Consider the following 14,114-nt stretch of genomic DNA (forward strand, 5'->3'; position numbering starts at 1 on the left):
GAACTGACCGGGGCCCGAGGCACCTCCGTACGCTGTAGCGATGCTGCCGAACGCGATCAGGTCGGATGTCGAGAAGCTGTGGGCTTACCACAACATGGGTCACAGCTTGCGACCGTGCGATGCGGGCATCGGGCTCGGCAGCCATGATCTTGGTGTAGCGATCATCGCTGCCGAACTGTTCCACCGGGACATGTACCCGTGGTTAGTATTCAGCGGCGCGAACGCGCCGACCACCATCGAGCGGTTTCCGCAGGGCGAGGCGGTCGCCTACCGGGACTACGCGGTAGAACACGGCGTGCCCGCCGATGCCATCCTGATCGACCCGACCGCGACGAACACCGAGCAGAACATCAAGTTCTCCCGGACGCTGCTGGAGGAGCAAGGGCTTGCTGTGTCCTCGGTGCTGCTGATGTCGCGGCCCTATCAGCAGCGCCGGGCGTACGCGACGTGCAAGAAGCTGTGGCCCGAGGTGGATGTGATCTGCTACTCGCGTCCGCTGACGCTGGACGACTACGTGACCAGCATCGGCGACACGAAGAAGGTCGTGGACATGCTGGTGGGCGATACACAGCGCATCGAGGTCTACGCCGAGCGGGGCTTTGCCATTCCGCAGCCGATGCCCGACGAGGTCAAGGAGGCGTTCACGCGTCTGGTGGCCGCAGGGTACGTGAGCCGCCTGGTGTAGGTCACCATTGCGGCGGCGAGGGCCGCACCCCCATCCGGTAGGCGAGGTCAAGGGCAAGCCTGGGCGGGCGCGGGCGGCTGAGGATGTCGCGAACCGCCATGCGAGACAGGCGGTGGTATCTGACTTGCTCGGGTGCGATCTGCTCGGCGTTAAGCAGCTCCGTCAACGCGTCGTTGATTCGGTTGTAGCGAACGTACGCACGAGCGACCTCAATCGCGTGGCGGACGCGTCGCTCGACGGGCAGCCGACTGGTGTCGGCGCGGGAGCGGTCCACCTCGAACCCAGCACTGTCGTGCGTGGATCCTGATCGGTGCGCCTGCTCGATCGTGGTTGCCCGCTGGCCCGGGCGGGAAACCTGGGCCCTGCGCGGAGCGCTGCGCCTGGACCTTACCGGGTTCGCACAGGTGCTCAACCTCGCCACCGCAACGGTGCTGGCCTGGGAGAGCCCGCCGTCACGTCTGCCACGCCTGACCGACCAGACCGCGCTGGACCGGGTGCTGGCGCGGGCGACCCCGGATGCCCGCGCGAGATTCCAGCTGTTGCTGCACGGCGAACAGCGCCAATCGGTCGGGACGTGACGCAGACGGATCCGGGGGCGTCAGCGACGCGGCCCGTACGCCGAGAGGAGCCGGGTCTCGACCGGTGTGCCGGCCTGCCGGCCGGCACGGATCCGCCACAGGCCGCAGTGGCAGGACTGGTAGTGCAGGGTCCCCTCGCTCGTCCGGTGCCGGGACCGGGTTCGCCAGACGTGCCCGTCGCTGTCGCTCATGTGCCCAGCCTGCTGTAATGGCATTATGCATCTCAACCCTTACGGGGCCGAGCCGGTGCGGCTGGCCGCCGACCTGGCGAACGACCCGCCGCGGTCGGTCGCGGAACTGGCCCGCCGATGCCGGGCAGCCGGGGTGGTGATGGACATGCCGGTACGCGACGACGATCTCCCGGTCGCCCTCCGGCTGGTCGAGGAGTGGTCTGAAATCGTCGACGCCGGTTCGGCGGACGAGCGCGCGGAGCTGCTCAACCGGATGCTCGCCAGCGCGTCGACGTACCCCCGGCTCACCGACCACGGCGACGGACGCTGGCACCTGCACTACCGGGACGACGGGGTGCCGCTGTCGGTGGTGCTCCGCGCCCTGATCAGCGTCGGCACCGCTCTGCACCTGACCGTCCGGGGCATGGACCGGCTGGGCCGGTGCGCCCTCGACGGCTGCCGGACGATCTACGCCGACCTGTCCCGGAACGGCCGGCAGCGCTACTGCTCGCCCCGCTGCGCCAACCGCGACGCGGTACGCCGGCACCGGGCCCGGATCGGCCCGTAGGGTCGAGCCCCACGCGTGCCGGTCGACCGCAGCCGGATCCACAATGGATGATACAGGCGATGCACGCACTCCGTTACCTTGGAACCGGCAGCACTCACTCCTGACGTACCCGTGGCCCAGCCCACCGGACCCGACAAGGAGACCCATGACCTTGGCACCTCCACCGCACCCGCCGCCGGCCACCGGTCTCCGGCGAGCCGCCGCGCCCACCGGCCTGATCCTGGGCCTGGGTGCCCCCACCTCCGACAACGGCTGGCTCGCCCTCGGCGGGATCGTGCTCGCGGTGATCGCTGCGGCGCTGGCCGTCGCCGAATGGCGACGAAGCCACCCGGACGAACAGGAACCGACCGAGGAGCAACCCGACGAGGGTTCCGCATGAGCGCCGCGGCCGGCCTGCTCGGCGGATAAGCAGTCGCGCCGGGCCCCGATCTTCGGCACGCTGGCCGGATGGTTTCCTTCATCTCGCACACCAGCGTCGACTGTGCCGATGCCTACGCCCTGTCGTCCTGGTGGCGGCTCGTGCTGGACTACACCGAGGATCCGGCGGATCCCAACGAGCCCGGCCACGAGGAGTGCATGATCCAGTCGCCGGACGGGCGGCATCGCCTGCTCTTCATCGAGGTGCCGGAGCCGAAGCAGATCAAGAACCGGATTCATTTTGACCTGCGCCCGCGGGAAGGCCTGCGCGACGAGGAACTGGCGCGGCTGGTCGCCCTCGGCGCGACCAAGGTCGACGACCGGCGGAACCCCGACGGGACCGGATGGGTGGTGCTGGCCGACCCGGAGGGCAACGAGTTCTGCATCCTGCGCAGCGAGGCCGAGGTGGCCGCCACCCGCGCTGTCAGCTGAAGGTCGACGCGGGGGTGAGCCGCCGCAGACGTCGGTTCCACCACCGGGGACGGGTGTGGGCCAGCCGCACCAGCCGCCGGTGCTCCCAGTGCTGGTAGGCGATGAGCAGCGGCACGAGTCCGAGCATGGCCGCCGACAGGCGTACGCGGGCGCCGCGGTTCTCGCGTGCGACGGCCAGCAGGCCGGCCACGCCGGAGCAGTAGAGGATCGGGTTGTAGTAGGGCATCAGCTCGGGTCCCAGCCCCTCGCAGTCCTCCAACCATGGGAGACCTGCTCTGGTGGGACGGGTCGGCCAACCGAGCAGGTGGGCCGAGACAGCGGCGAGGCCGAAGCCGTTGGCCGCGGCCAGCAGTTTGTCGGCGGAGGCGTCCCGAGTGCTCGCCACGAGGACGCCTCCGGTGACGGCGGTCCAGAACCCCGCGGCGGCGTACGGCCCGACGACCGAGGCGAGCGGCAAGCCCACGCCGGCGCCCAGCTCGAAGGCCACGTGCGCCGCCAGGCTGACCACGGTCAGTTGCGTCAGGGGCCGCCGAGTTCCGGTCACTGTCGGCCGAACGCGAGGTGTACGTTTCGCAAGCCCCGCCATTCCGCCTCACCCCTTCGTGGCAGCCCCGCCCCCGAATGTCCGACTTTGGGCCTATACCCCATTCACAGCGAGGCATTCGTCAGGCCGGCGGCCGACCGGACAGGGCTGGTGAGACTCTTCCCCGGCGTCTCGCCCGGGTCCTGGCCGGGAAACGACCACGCCGGCCGGGACCGTGTGGTCCCGGCCGGCGCGCTGGTCGTACCCGTCAGCTGATCAGCTTCCAGGGACCGTTCGGGTCACCCGGCGTCTGGTTGCGGGTGTACCACTTCGCCTCGTACACGTGCTTCTGGTACGTCACCCGGTCGCCGGTGTTGTACACCGTCGTCGGGGTCCACGCCGCCGGGCCGTTGTCCGGCGCCGGCGGGGCGATCTCCTCCCAGGGACCGTTCGGGTTGCCGGGCTGCTCGTTGCGGGCGTACCAGCGGGCCCGGAACTTCTTGTCCTGGTAGGTCACGACGTCGCCGGCGTTGAAGATCCGGGACGCGGTCCAGACCGTGACGCCGTCCTCGGTCATGGCCAGTTCCTGCCACGCACCGTTCGGGTCGCCCGGCTTCTGGTTCTTGCTCGCCCAGGCGGCCAGGTACGGCTTGCCCTGGTAGCTGACCTTGGCATCGGCCTTGTACTGCGTCGACGCGCTCCACTCCGGAGGCAGCTTCACCGTCACGGTGACGGTGGCCTGGGCCGGGTCGAGCTGGTCACTGCCCGAGTACGACGCGGTCAGCTTGTGCTCGCCGGCGGCCAGACCGGCCGGCAGCGGGAAGGTCGCCGTGTTGCCCGACAGCGTGACCGAGCCGCGCACCGTGGCACCCTCGCGCAGTTCGACGGTGCCGGTCACCGGCGCACTGCCCGCGGTGACCTTGACCGTCACCGTCGCCGCGGTGCCCCAGTCGGGCGACGTGGCCGTCGCCGTCACGGTCGGCTCGCCCTTGCGGGTACGGAACACGGCGGGCTGGGCCACCGCCACGCCGCCGTCGGCGCTCTTCGCCTCGACGATCCAGCCGTACGACGTGGCCGGCGCCAGCTTCGACCAGGTCACCGTGGCCGTCCCGTTCGCCGTCACCTCGTCCGTGCCGATGACGCCGGACGGCACGTACGCCGCCAGCGAGTCGGTGGCGAAGGACGTCTTGCGGGTGGTGAGGTCGACCGGCAGGGTCAGGTTGTCCTCCGCGCCGTTGTAGCGCGGCTTGGTCTGGCTGCCGTCCTGGCGGATGTCGTACTCGGTCGCCCCGTAGTTGTCGAGGAACGGCGAGTACGTGTCGATGTGCATCACGGAGCGGTCGACGTCGAACTGCAGCAGGCGCAGGAAGCTGGCGCCGAACTGGAGCCGGTCGCCCGCCTTGTGGTCCGGGGTGCCGTCGCCGTTGAGGTCGATGTTGCCGCTTCCGTCGACCAGGTTGGGCCAGAGCTCACCGGCCGACACCGTGTAGAACTGGTAGTCCGCCAGCAGCTCGACCACGTCGTGGGCGACGGTCACGCCGACCTTCGACTTCACGTTGGTGCCGACGCCGTGCTCGTGGCCGGCGAGGACCAGGAAGACGTTCGGGTTGTTCTCCACCACCTGCTTGTAGAGCGGCGAGCCGTCGGGCGCGGAGAACTCCGCTCCCCGGCCGTCAGGGTTGGTCGACGGCTTGAGGTAGTCGTGCGACAGCAGGATCCCGTTGCGGTCCTTGTACCGCTTGAAGATCGAGTCGGCCCACTTGGCCTCCGGCGCGGTGACGCCGTACGACAAGCCGACCGCGACGAAGTCCAGGCCGCCGGCCGAGAACAGGACGTAGTTGTTCTGGTTGTCCTTGCCGGGCGTCACGGTGCCGTCGGCGTTGGTCTTCTCGTCCCACGCGTGGTACTCGGTGCCCGCCGGCCACGACTCGGCCACCCCGTAGTACCGGTCGGCGCTGAACGTCTTGCTGAACCGGGAGTCGGGTCCGGTCTCGGCGCCGAGCTGGTCGTCGTGGTTACCCGCGATGACCTGGTTCACCACGCCGCTGTCGTCGAGGATCTTCTGGTAGCTGGAGGCGGCCGCCAGTTCCTTGTCGACCTGCTCGTTCAGGCCGGGCCGCTGCAGCGAGCCGTCCGGGTTCTTCGCCAGCGGGTCGTAGTAGTCGTTCTCGATGATGTCGCCGGTGTGCGCGGTGTACGCGATCTTGCGGCCGTCCTGGTTGTCGGCGATCCACTGGGTCGTGTCGCGGTACGCCGCCGCCCAGATCGCCTGCTCCTCGGCCGTCTCGATGTCCGACGGCTCCTGCTTGCCGTTCCAGTTGTCGTACGTGCCGCCGGCCGCGCCCTCCGTGAGGTACTGCGTGTCGGTGAAGTGCGCGAGCGCGAAGTCGTACGAGTCGGGGTCCTCGAAGTGGTCCTTGTCGTTCTGCGCGGACGAGTCGCGCGGCGACAGGTCGTCGGCGAACGGGTCCTCGCCGGTGACCAGGACATGCACGGCGCCGCCGTCGCGGTAGTCGTCGCCGAGCGGCGCGGCCAGCACGGTGTTCTGCTCGGCCGCACCGCGGGAACTGGTGAGCACGACCCACTTCTTGTGGGCCGGGTCCCACACGCGCAGCGCCACGACCCGCTCGGGATCGATGGTGCCCTCCCAGCGCAGGGTCGGCGTGGCGGCCTTGCCCACGTTCAGGTCGTACCGTTGGAACACCACGTCCCGGCCGGACGGGGTGTCGACGGTCTGACCGTCGAGCGGGCGCAGCGAGTCGACCTTGACCGTCGCGTCGTGCGCCACGTCGAGGGTGGTCGGCACCGCCGTCGCCTCGCCCTGGTAGCCGGCGGAGGGCAGGACGATGTCCGCCTTGGTGAACGTGGCGGTGAGCGGCACACCGTCCACGGCGGGAATGGCCGCCGAGAGCACGGCGGAGGGTTCGTTGCTGTCGGTCACGTTCGCGCTGAGCGCGGTCGGGACGTCCGGGATGTTCGCGCTGGTGAAGTGGATCTCCCGGGTGGCCGTGTTGCCGAGGGCGTCGGTCGCGGTGACGGCGATCGTGTGCGCCCCGGCGGGCAGGCCGTGGCCGATCTGGTCGCCCTGGGCGACCGGGTTGCCGTCCAGCGTGATCGCCGGCGTGCCGGCGACACCCGAGGCGTCCTTGATCTCGACGATCAGCGCCACGGTCGAGGTCAGCTTCTGGCCCTCGGCGGGAACGCTGCTCGCGACCACGGGCGCGTTGTTGTCGGTGGTGAAGCGCCGGGTCGAGGTCTTGTCACCGACGACGGCCTTGATGGTGTGCTCGCCGTCCGAGAGCTCGGTGGTGTCGACGTCCGCGCGCCGGCCGAGGGCGGGCAGCGGGTCACCGTTCGTGGCGGCGATGTCGAACAGGATGGTCTTGGTCAGCGTGGGGTTGTGGCTGCTGCCGCAGGTGCCGTCACCGATGTACACGGTCACGGGCTGGCCCGCGGGGTAGCTCGCCGAACCGATCGTGACGGTGCTCTCGGCGATCTCCCGGGTCAGCTGCGTCGCCTTGCCGTCCACCGGAGCGATTTCGAAGTCCCGCAGCGTGTAGTCGTCGTAGTTGTCGCAGCCGCCCGGCTTGGTGCTGCCGTGGTCGCTGCCGGCGACGAACTCGAGGACGTTGACGCCCGGGGAGAGCCACTCGTTGGGGAAGGTGAGCTCGGCGACCTCCTTCTCCCAGATGCCGAGGTCCAGCGGGATGCCGTTGATCAGCACCTTGTTGTCGTAGCCGTTGTCGCTGCCGTTACCGCCGACGAACACCCGCAGGTGCGCGTCGCCGCCGGCGCGAAGGGTCTCGATGGTGCGCGTCGTCGGCGCCCCGGCGACGTCGAAGTGGAACTCGGCCTCCTTGTTGGCGCCGCAGGTGCCGTCGCCCAACCCGAGCGAGGCGGCCGTGGTCACCGCCTTCGTCACCGAGGTGCCGTCGGTGGTGACGAGGTACGTCGTACCCGTGGTCACCGTCCCCGCCGTGCTGAGCGCGAGGTTGACCGTGCCACGGGTGATCTTGAAGTCGTCGTGGTTCGCGCAGGTCTGCCCGTTCAGGGTGCCGTTGTAGTCCCCGGTCTTGACCTGGACGACGTTGTCCCCGAGGTGCAGGTACCGGTGGGGGAACTCGATCGTCACGTTTTCCGCGCCGCTGACGCCGTAGTCGCCGCCGAGGTCGACGCGGTTGCCGTTGACCAGCAGGTAGTTGTGGTACTTCGCCTCGAGCGAGTTGCCCGCCTCGATCGTGAGGCCGAGGGTCGCGGTGCCCGCGGCGAGCGTCTCGGCGTTCTCCGCCGGGTCGTCGTCGACGGCCAGCGACTCGACGGTGCCGGCGTCGGCGTCACGCACGGCGGCGATCACCGGCTGCGTGCCGCGGACGAGCGCGCCGTCGGCCGGGGTCACCTTCGGCGCGCCGGCGGGCGCGTTGTTGACCCGGACGGTGACCTGGGTCGTGGCACCCGACTTGGTGGTCGCGGCGACGGTGTGGGTGCCGTTGGACAGCTTGGTGGTGTCCAGGTCGGCGCTGAGCCCGGCGGTGTTGCCGGGCTCGCCGGAGACGACGAAGGTCAGGTCCTGCGACAGCAGCCGGGACGAGCTGCCGCAGGTGCCGTCGCCGAAGGTGTAGCTGAAGTTGTTCTGCTCACCGTCGGCCACGACACCGAGCAGGCTCAGGCTGATGCTGCTCAGCGCGAAGTCGTCGTAGTTGGGGCAGCGCAGGCCTTCTCCGTTGGGCAACTGGTTCACGCCAACGGCATTGGCGTTGGTGGTGTCCACCCAGTTCCATCCGGCCCGCACGGTGATCTTGTTGACCCCGGAGTGCAGCCACGCGCCGGGGAAGTCGAGGGTGCCGCTGCGCCCGCCGGCAATGTTGGGGAAGAAGATCTGGTCGGCCTCGGCCGTGTGGTCGTTGACCGTGATGTAGTTGTGGTAGCGGGCCTCGGTGCCGTTGCCGCCCATGTCGAACCCGAAGTGCGCGGTACCCGCGGTCCGGTCGGCGTCCACGGTGTGGCCGTCGACCGACAGCGAGACGACCGAGTCGTCGTCGACGGTCGGTTCGGCGTTGACCTTGACGGTGCCTTCCAGCGTCTGTCCGTCACTCAGGTCGAGCACCGGCGCGCTGCCGGTGGCCGGCGCCGCGTCCGCCACGGTGGGGGCGAACGCGGCGGTCGAGCCGCCGACGAGCGCGACGGCCAGCATGGACGTGAGCAGACGCGCCCAGGTGCCGTCCCTGCGTTGCGGTAAAGGTGTCATGCTGCGGTATCTCCTTAACTGGCGGCGAAGAGGCGTATCGCGGCGACCGCGACCAGGCCGACGCCGAACAACGTGATGCCGGCGGCGGCGAGTACCGGGGCCACCCGGGTGGCCAGTCGTAGGACATTGCGCGACCGGGCGCCGCGGACGACCACCGAGCTGCCGGCGACCGCGAGCAGCCCGACACCGAACAACACGACGGCCATGCCGACGCCGAACGTCAGGACCAGCAGCAGCGCGAATCCGGCGCGCCCGATGAACAACCCGCTCGCCAGCACGAGGAAGGCGGCCGGCGACGGGGTGAGGCCCCCGGAGATGCCGAGCAGGAGCAGGCCGGGCCGGTTGCCGCTGGCGTGGTCGTGACTGTGCGGGTGGTGGTGATCGTGGGTGTGGGTGTGACCGCCGGAGTTGCCGCGAAGGTGCCGGCGTGCCAGCCAGAGGCCGGTGGCCAGCACGAGCAGGCCGGCGCCCAGTTGCAGCCAGCTCGTGAGCTGCTCCATCCGGATGACGTCCGAGAGGGACAGGAACGCCCACGCCACGCCGATCAACAGCACGGAGAGCGTGTGCATCACCGCCACCGAGCCGCCCAACCAGGCGGCGTCGCGGATCCTGCCCCGCGACCCGACGAGGTAGGCCGCGGCCAGGCTCTTGCCGTGCCCCGGCGCCACCGCATGGCCGGCACCGGCGACGAACGCGAGCAGGAACGCCAGCGGCGGCACGCCCGGTGAGTGGATCAGGTCCTGCAGCCGGTCCGAGACGGACGCGGCATCCACGACGAGGGCCGTTGTCATGCCACGGCCCGCCGCCGCCTCAGCCGCCGGGACAGCAGCAGCGCGGCGATCGCGACGAGCAGCCCGCCGCCGACCACGGCGGCGATCTGGACGGCGGCGCTGCGGCCGAGGTTCGTGCCGCCCGTCGCCGGCGCGTCGCCGAGGGTCCAGTCGTGGGAGAAATCCCCCGACCCGTACACCGCGCGCTCGCCGCCGGGGCCGGTGGCCATCGTCTGGTACGCCGGGTTGAGGTCGGTCAACATCCGTACCCCGACGGTGACCGTGCCGACCGGCGCGGGGCAGGTGTAGTCGATGCTCGCCCCCGTCCTGGCGAGGTCGACGGGCGGCTCGACGGAACCCGCGCACGGCCGTCCGCCACTGGCCACCGTGATCTGCTTCAGCAGGTACTCGGCGAACCGGGCGGACGGACCGACCGTCGTCGCGTCCGAGTCCTGGAAGAAGACCGCGCCGTCGAGCATGACCCGGTCCTGCGGCAGCAGGCCGAGCGCGACACCGAGCAGGGTCAGGTCGTCGAGGCCGCCGACCTTCCACCGCACGTGTACGACCTCGGGCCGGCCCTGGTCGGGTGCGATGGCCACGGTCTGTGGCGCACCGAACGGGTGCGCTCCCGCCGGGGTGGGCGCGGCGAAGAACGCCGCGACGAACGCCACCACCACCGCGAGGGCGCTCGCCGGACCGCGCCGGGGACGACGTCCGTATGGGGGCAAGAACAACGCTCCGGTGTGTCGGTACCTGTGCCACGCGGCAGACGCGACCGGAGCTGAGCCTGCCGAGCGTTCGAGAACACCACGGCGTTTCCCAACCAGCAGCAGTGAACGTTAACGTTAACAGTTAGTTGATCAGGCGAAGTCGAGCTTCTGCTGCTCACCGGACCGATCCACAGTCGACCGCCGCCGGTGTTAACGTCTCCGACGTGATGTCCGGGTGGATCCTGGGTTCGTGCGCGGCGGTGCCGCGTACCCGCCGGGCCGGCCCGAGCGGGGCTCGACAGTGGACGCGTCGCGGGTACGATGCCGGTCGGTGGCCTACGCTCCGACGATCCCCTCGACAGGAGGCTGGCATGGCTGGCGCGGATACCGAACTCGCCGAGAAGATCCAGTCCGACGTGCCGCACGCGGCGCGGATCTGGAACTACTGGATGGGCGGCAAGGACAACTTCCAGGCCGACCGGGCAGCCGGTGACGCCGTCGCCGAGGTCTACCCGGAGATCGTCGTCATGGCGCAGCAGTCCCGCCGGTTCCTGGTGCGGGCCGTGCGTCACCTGGCCGCCGAGGCGGGCATCCGGCAGTTCCTGGACATCGGCACCGGCCTGCCCACCATGCAGAACACCCACGCGGTCGCCCAGCAGATCGCGCCCGAGTCACGGATCGTCTACGTGGACAACGACCCGATGGTCCTCGTGCACGCCCGGGCCCTGTTGACCAGCACGACCTCCGAGGGCGTCACCACCTACGTGCCCGCCGACTACCACGACCCGGAGGCGATCCTCGCCGAGGCGGCGCGGACGCTGGACTTCGACCAGCCCATCGCCGTGATGTACATGGGTGTGATGGGCTACGAGCCCGACCTGGACGTGGTGCGCTCGATCGTCGGGCGGACGATGAACGCGACCGCCTCCGGCAGCTACCTGGTGCTGTGGGACGGCACCGACACCAGCCCGTCGGTGGTCGCCGGTGCCGAGCGGCTGGCGCAGAGCGGCGGCGTGCCGTACATCCTGCGCAGCCCGGAGGAGCTCGCCACCTGCTTCGAGGGGCTCACCATGGTGGAGCCCGGCCTGGTGCCCATTCCGCTGTGGCACTCCGACGACCCCAAGGACGAGGGCATCGACGCGTACGGCGCCGTGGGCCGCAAGCCCTGATCGTCGCGGACCTCGACAGGCCGGTCCCGATGATCTCGGCCGGCCGGCCCTGCGCCTGATCGACGTCGGCCGACGGGGAGGCGGGGTCACAAACGGACGTGCGCTCGCCGGGCCGCCCCGGCGAGGGTGATCTTCTGGCCGGCCCGGCGGCGAACTGGTGTCGAAAACTGCCCGTCGCTCAGATGTCAGTTTCGGAAGGTACCCTTGCAGGCCCCCGACGACTGGATATGACGTGCCGTACACCTCGCAGAACGCCGCGCAACCGTCGCGAGCCCGCGCCTCGACGCCGTCCTCCCCTGGTGACGGCGCCAGGAAGCGCCGCCGCAGCCCGCTCTGGGCGCGGCTGCTGCTCGTCATGGGCGTGACGCTGATGGTGATCAGCGGGGTGGGCGTGGTGGGCGTCAAGGGGTTGGTCAGCGCGGCGACCAGCAACGTCACCCAGCAGAACCTGCTCGGGGCGGCCAACACGGAGCGCAAGCACGTGAGCGTCACCGGGGCGAAGAACATCCTGCTGGTCGGCCTGGACCGCCAGGGTGACCAGATGCGGTCCGACTCGATCATCCTGCTGCACATCCCGGCCGCGCACGACCGCGCGTACCTGATCTCCCTGCCGCGCGACACCCTCGTGCACATCCCCGCGTACGACAACGGGAAGGTGCCCTACCGCGGTGGCGACAACAAGATCAACGCTGCGTTCGCGTACGGCAGCCGGGGTCTGACCGACCACGAGGCCCTCTCGCACGGTTTCGAGCTGCTCAGCCTGACGATCAAGGAGGTGACCGGGATCACCCCGGACGCTGGCGCGATCATCGACTTCCAGGGCTTCAAGCAGGTCGTGCAGGTGTTGGGCAAGGTCTGCATGTACGTGGACGAGGACACCACCTCCATTCACATCGGCCACACGGCGGACGGCAAGAAGGCCGCCCCGTACGAGATCAACACGGATGGGACGGTGCGTCGCAAAGTTCCCGGGGTGACCGCGAACTTCTACCCCAAGGGCAACCACTGTTTCACCCCGTCCGAGGCGCTGGACTTCGTCCGCCAGCGGGACCTGCTGGCGAACAAGGACTTCGACTACGGCCGCCAGCGCCACCAGCAGCAGTTCATCAAGGCGGTGGTCAAGCAGGTGATGGACCAGGGCCTCAGCTCGCCGACCAAGTTGCCCGGGCTGATGGCCGCGGTCGGCAAGACGATGACCGTCGACGGCGGTGGCATCTCGCTGGAGGACTGGGCCTTCGCGATGCGGGGCATCAACCCGGACGACATGGTCACGATCAAGACCAACAACGGCAAGTTCAACAGCAGGTCGGTGCCGGGCGTGGGCAGCGCCGAGATCCTCAGCGACACCAGCATTCAACTGCTGGAGGACGTCAAGAACGACACCGTGGACAACTTCGTCATGGCCCACCCCGACTGGGTCGCCGCGAGCTGACACCAACCACAGCCGCCCGAAACGAGGACCGCGGCAGCCAACGGGGCAGGTGTGGCCCGATCGGGACGTATCAGCCAGAGGCCGGGCCGATCACGCGCCGGTCGCAAGGAACACGACGCTGATGGCGGCGATGGCGGCGGTGAGACCCCAACCGACCCCGGCGAGCCAGCCGGGGATCCGGTGCGCACCCATCACCCTCGGGTCGCGGGCGAGCTTGATCAGAAAGGCCAGCGAGATCGGGGTGCCGATTCCGCCCGCGAGGCTGGCCAGAAACAGCAGCCGGATCGGGTCGAGCCCGGACAGCACGGCGGCGACGCTGAGCGCAAGGGTGAGCGCGAGCACCAGATAGAAGCGGGGTGCGTGGCGGGCGGGCTGGGACAGGCCGCGGCGCCAGCCGAACTCGGCGCCGACGATGTAACCGGTGGAGGCGGCCAGGATGGGCAGCGCCAGCAGGGTCGACGCGAGCATGCCGATGGCGAACAGGTACGCGGCCCCGGGCCCCGCGACGGGTTCGAGGGCACGGGCGGCCTGTTCCGAGGTCTCGACCTTGGTGCCCTCGCGACCGAGCGTGGCGGCGGTGGCGACCTGGATGAACCAGAAGATCGCCACGGCCACGACGACGGCCGCGGCCGACTGGATGGCTTGGAAACGCAGCCGGGAGACGGGCGGGCGTTCCTCCGCGTGGGAGATCGACTGCCAGACGTAGACATAGCTGGTCAGGGTGGTGCCCAACAGGGCGAGCGCGGAGGTGATGTGGAGCTTGTCGAGCGGCAGCGCGGGGACGAACGTGCCGCGGGCGACGGCGTGCCAGTCGGGACGGGCGAGCACGGCGGCGACACCGAAGGCGATCAACACGAGCATGACGTACTGCAGGAGCCGCTGCACCTTGTGAAAGGCCCCGGCGAGCAGCAGAACGAGCACCGCGGCGGCCAACGGCAGGGTCCAGATCCGCCAGCCGACGCCGGTGAGCAGTTCCAGCGCCGCACCCCCGGCGGCGACGTCGGCAGCCAGGGTGAACAGGTTCACCGCGACGATCGACACGAGCAGCAGCAGCCGCGCGGGGCGGCCGTACCGCAGGACGACCAGGCCCTGCAGGTCGTGGCCCGTGACGACGCTGATCCGCGAGGCGATCGTCAGCACGCCCGCCACCAGGGGAATCAGCAGGACGGTCAACCACGCCAGCGAGTAGCCGGTGGTGGAGCCGATCACGGACATGGTGCCCACGGTGGTGGGGTCGACGTCGGAGACGGCGGCCACCAGCCCGTTGCCCAACCCCGCGGTCAGCACCAGCAGCCGCCCCCGCCCACCACCGTGCTGCGGGGAACTGGGCGGGGCGGTCATGCCGCTCGTTTCCCCGCCGCCTGATGGACAAACATGCCCGCCTGGGCGACCTGTCGGGGTCCGTCCACCACCGC

At 70.0% G+C, this 14,114-nt stretch carries 13 protein-coding genes; 7 read left to right on the forward strand and 6 right to left on the reverse strand.

The window, feature by feature from the left end; genetic code table 11:
* Positions 1-40: 40 nt before the first annotated feature.
* Together ACIRG9_RS16360 and ACIRG9_RS16365 are read left to right on the forward strand one after the other, a co-directional pair.
* Entirely contained in the window at positions 41-685 is a 645-nt protein-coding gene (locus ACIRG9_RS16360) for a YdcF family protein (RefSeq protein WP_402855937.1), read from the forward strand.
* A 296-nt stretch (positions 686-981) separates the two neighbouring features.
* Positions 982-1,263 (forward strand): hypothetical protein, encoded by a 282-nt coding sequence (locus ACIRG9_RS16365; RefSeq protein ID WP_402855940.1) that lies wholly within the window; start codon positions 982-984, stop codon positions 1,261-1,263.
* Between the two features lie 20 nt (positions 1,264-1,283).
* Here the strand turns inward: ACIRG9_RS16365 and ACIRG9_RS16370 are convergent, their stop codons facing one another.
* Positions 1,284-1,454 (reverse strand): hypothetical protein, encoded by a 171-nt coding sequence (locus ACIRG9_RS16370; RefSeq protein ID WP_402855943.1) that lies wholly within the window; start codon positions 1,452-1,454, stop codon positions 1,284-1,286.
* Positions 1,455-1,479: 25 nt separating this feature from the next.
* Here ACIRG9_RS16370 and ACIRG9_RS16375 point away from each other — a divergent pair, with 25 nt between their 5' ends.
* The 3 genes from ACIRG9_RS16375 to ACIRG9_RS16385 all read left to right on the forward strand — a co-directional run bounded on the left by ACIRG9_RS16375 (position 1,480) and on the right by ACIRG9_RS16385 (position 2,850).
* Entirely contained in the window at positions 1,480-2,001 is a 522-nt protein-coding gene (locus ACIRG9_RS16375; protein ID WP_402855946.1) for a CGNR zinc finger domain-containing protein, read from the forward strand.
* A gap of 145 nt (positions 2,002-2,146) precedes the next feature.
* Positions 2,147-2,380 carry a hypothetical protein gene (locus ACIRG9_RS16380; RefSeq protein WP_402855949.1) on the forward strand — a complete coding sequence of 78 codons (234 nt, stop codon included), beginning with the start codon at positions 2,147-2,149 and terminating at the stop codon, positions 2,378-2,380.
* A 68-nt stretch (positions 2,381-2,448) separates the two neighbouring features.
* Complete coding sequence (locus tag ACIRG9_RS16385) at positions 2,449-2,850, forward strand: VOC family protein (RefSeq protein ID WP_402855952.1); 402 nt, start codon at positions 2,449-2,451, stop codon at positions 2,848-2,850.
* Here the strand turns inward: ACIRG9_RS16385 and ACIRG9_RS16390 are convergent.
* The 4 genes from ACIRG9_RS16390 to ACIRG9_RS16405 all read right to left on the reverse strand — a co-directional run bounded on the left by ACIRG9_RS16390 (position 2,843) and on the right by ACIRG9_RS16405 (position 10,122).
* Complete coding sequence (locus tag ACIRG9_RS16390) at positions 2,843-3,394, reverse strand: hypothetical protein (RefSeq protein WP_402855955.1); 552 nt, start codon at positions 3,392-3,394, stop codon at positions 2,843-2,845. The two genes, ACIRG9_RS16385 and ACIRG9_RS16390, sit on opposite strands and share 8 nt — an antisense overlap.
* 247 nt (positions 3,395-3,641) lie before the next feature.
* A complete protein-coding gene (locus tag ACIRG9_RS16395) occupies positions 3,642-8,618 on the reverse strand; it encodes a carbohydrate-binding protein (protein ID WP_402855958.1) in 4,977 nt (1,658 codons plus the stop codon).
* Positions 8,619-8,632: 14 nt separating this feature from the next.
* On the reverse strand, positions 8,633-9,409 hold the full coding sequence (locus ACIRG9_RS16400) for a cobalt transporter (RefSeq protein WP_402855961.1): 777 nt from the start codon (positions 9,407-9,409) through the stop codon (positions 8,633-8,635).
* A complete protein-coding gene (locus tag ACIRG9_RS16405; protein WP_402855964.1) occupies positions 9,406-10,122 on the reverse strand; it encodes a hypothetical protein in 717 nt (238 codons plus the stop codon). The genes ACIRG9_RS16400 and ACIRG9_RS16405 overlap by 4 nt, the downstream gene beginning before the upstream one ends.
* Positions 10,123-10,469: 347 nt before the next feature.
* On the opposite strand from ACIRG9_RS16405, the gene ACIRG9_RS16410 reads away from it, so the two are divergent.
* Entirely contained in the window at positions 10,470-11,267 is a 798-nt protein-coding gene (locus ACIRG9_RS16410; protein WP_402855967.1) for an SAM-dependent methyltransferase, read from the forward strand.
* Between the two features lie 232 nt (positions 11,268-11,499).
* Positions 11,500-12,699 carry an LCP family protein gene (locus ACIRG9_RS16415; protein WP_402855970.1) on the forward strand — a complete coding sequence of 400 codons (1,200 nt, stop codon included), beginning with the start codon at positions 11,500-11,502 and terminating at the stop codon, positions 12,697-12,699.
* A 90-nt stretch (positions 12,700-12,789) separates the two neighbouring features.
* Here ACIRG9_RS16415 and ACIRG9_RS16420 read toward each other — a convergent pair whose 3' ends face one another.
* On the reverse strand, positions 12,790-14,040 hold the full coding sequence (locus ACIRG9_RS16420) for an NRAMP family divalent metal transporter (protein WP_402855972.1): 1,251 nt from the start codon (positions 14,038-14,040) through the stop codon (positions 12,790-12,792).
* Positions 14,041-14,114 lie beyond the last annotated feature (74 nt).

It is taken from the genome of Micromonospora sp. NPDC093277 (assembly GCF_044765245.1).
Taxonomy (GTDB): domain Bacteria; phylum Actinomycetota; class Actinomycetes; order Mycobacteriales; family Micromonosporaceae; genus Micromonospora.

Excerpts from the sequence above, each read along its gene's own strand:
- ACIRG9_RS16400 (WP_402855961.1), bottom strand. The coding sequence starts at position 9,409 with ATGACAACGGCCCTCGTCGTGGATGCCGCGTCCGTCTCGGACCGGCTG.
- ACIRG9_RS16410 (WP_402855967.1), top strand. The coding sequence starts at position 10,470 with ATGGCTGGCGCGGATACCGAACTCGCCGAGAAGATCCAGTCCGACGTG.
- ACIRG9_RS16385 (WP_402855952.1), top strand. The coding sequence starts at position 2,449 with ATGGTTTCCTTCATCTCGCACACCAGCGTCGACTGTGCCGATGCCTAC.
- ACIRG9_RS16395 (WP_402855958.1), bottom strand. The coding sequence starts at position 8,618 with ATGACACCTTTACCGCAACGCAGGGACGGCACCTGGGCGCGTCTGCTC.
- ACIRG9_RS16370 (WP_402855943.1), bottom strand. The coding sequence starts at position 1,454 with ATGAGCGACAGCGACGGGCACGTCTGGCGAACCCGGTCCCGGCACCGG.
- ACIRG9_RS16420 (WP_402855972.1), bottom strand. The coding sequence starts at position 14,040 with ATGACCGCCCCGCCCAGTTCCCCGCAGCACGGTGGTGGGCGGGGGCGG.
- ACIRG9_RS16375 (WP_402855946.1), top strand. The coding sequence starts at position 1,480 with ATGCATCTCAACCCTTACGGGGCCGAGCCGGTGCGGCTGGCCGCCGAC.
- ACIRG9_RS16360 (WP_402855937.1), top strand. The coding sequence starts at position 41 with ATGCTGCCGAACGCGATCAGGTCGGATGTCGAGAAGCTGTGGGCTTAC.
- ACIRG9_RS16380 (WP_402855949.1), top strand. The coding sequence starts at position 2,147 with ATGACCTTGGCACCTCCACCGCACCCGCCGCCGGCCACCGGTCTCCGG.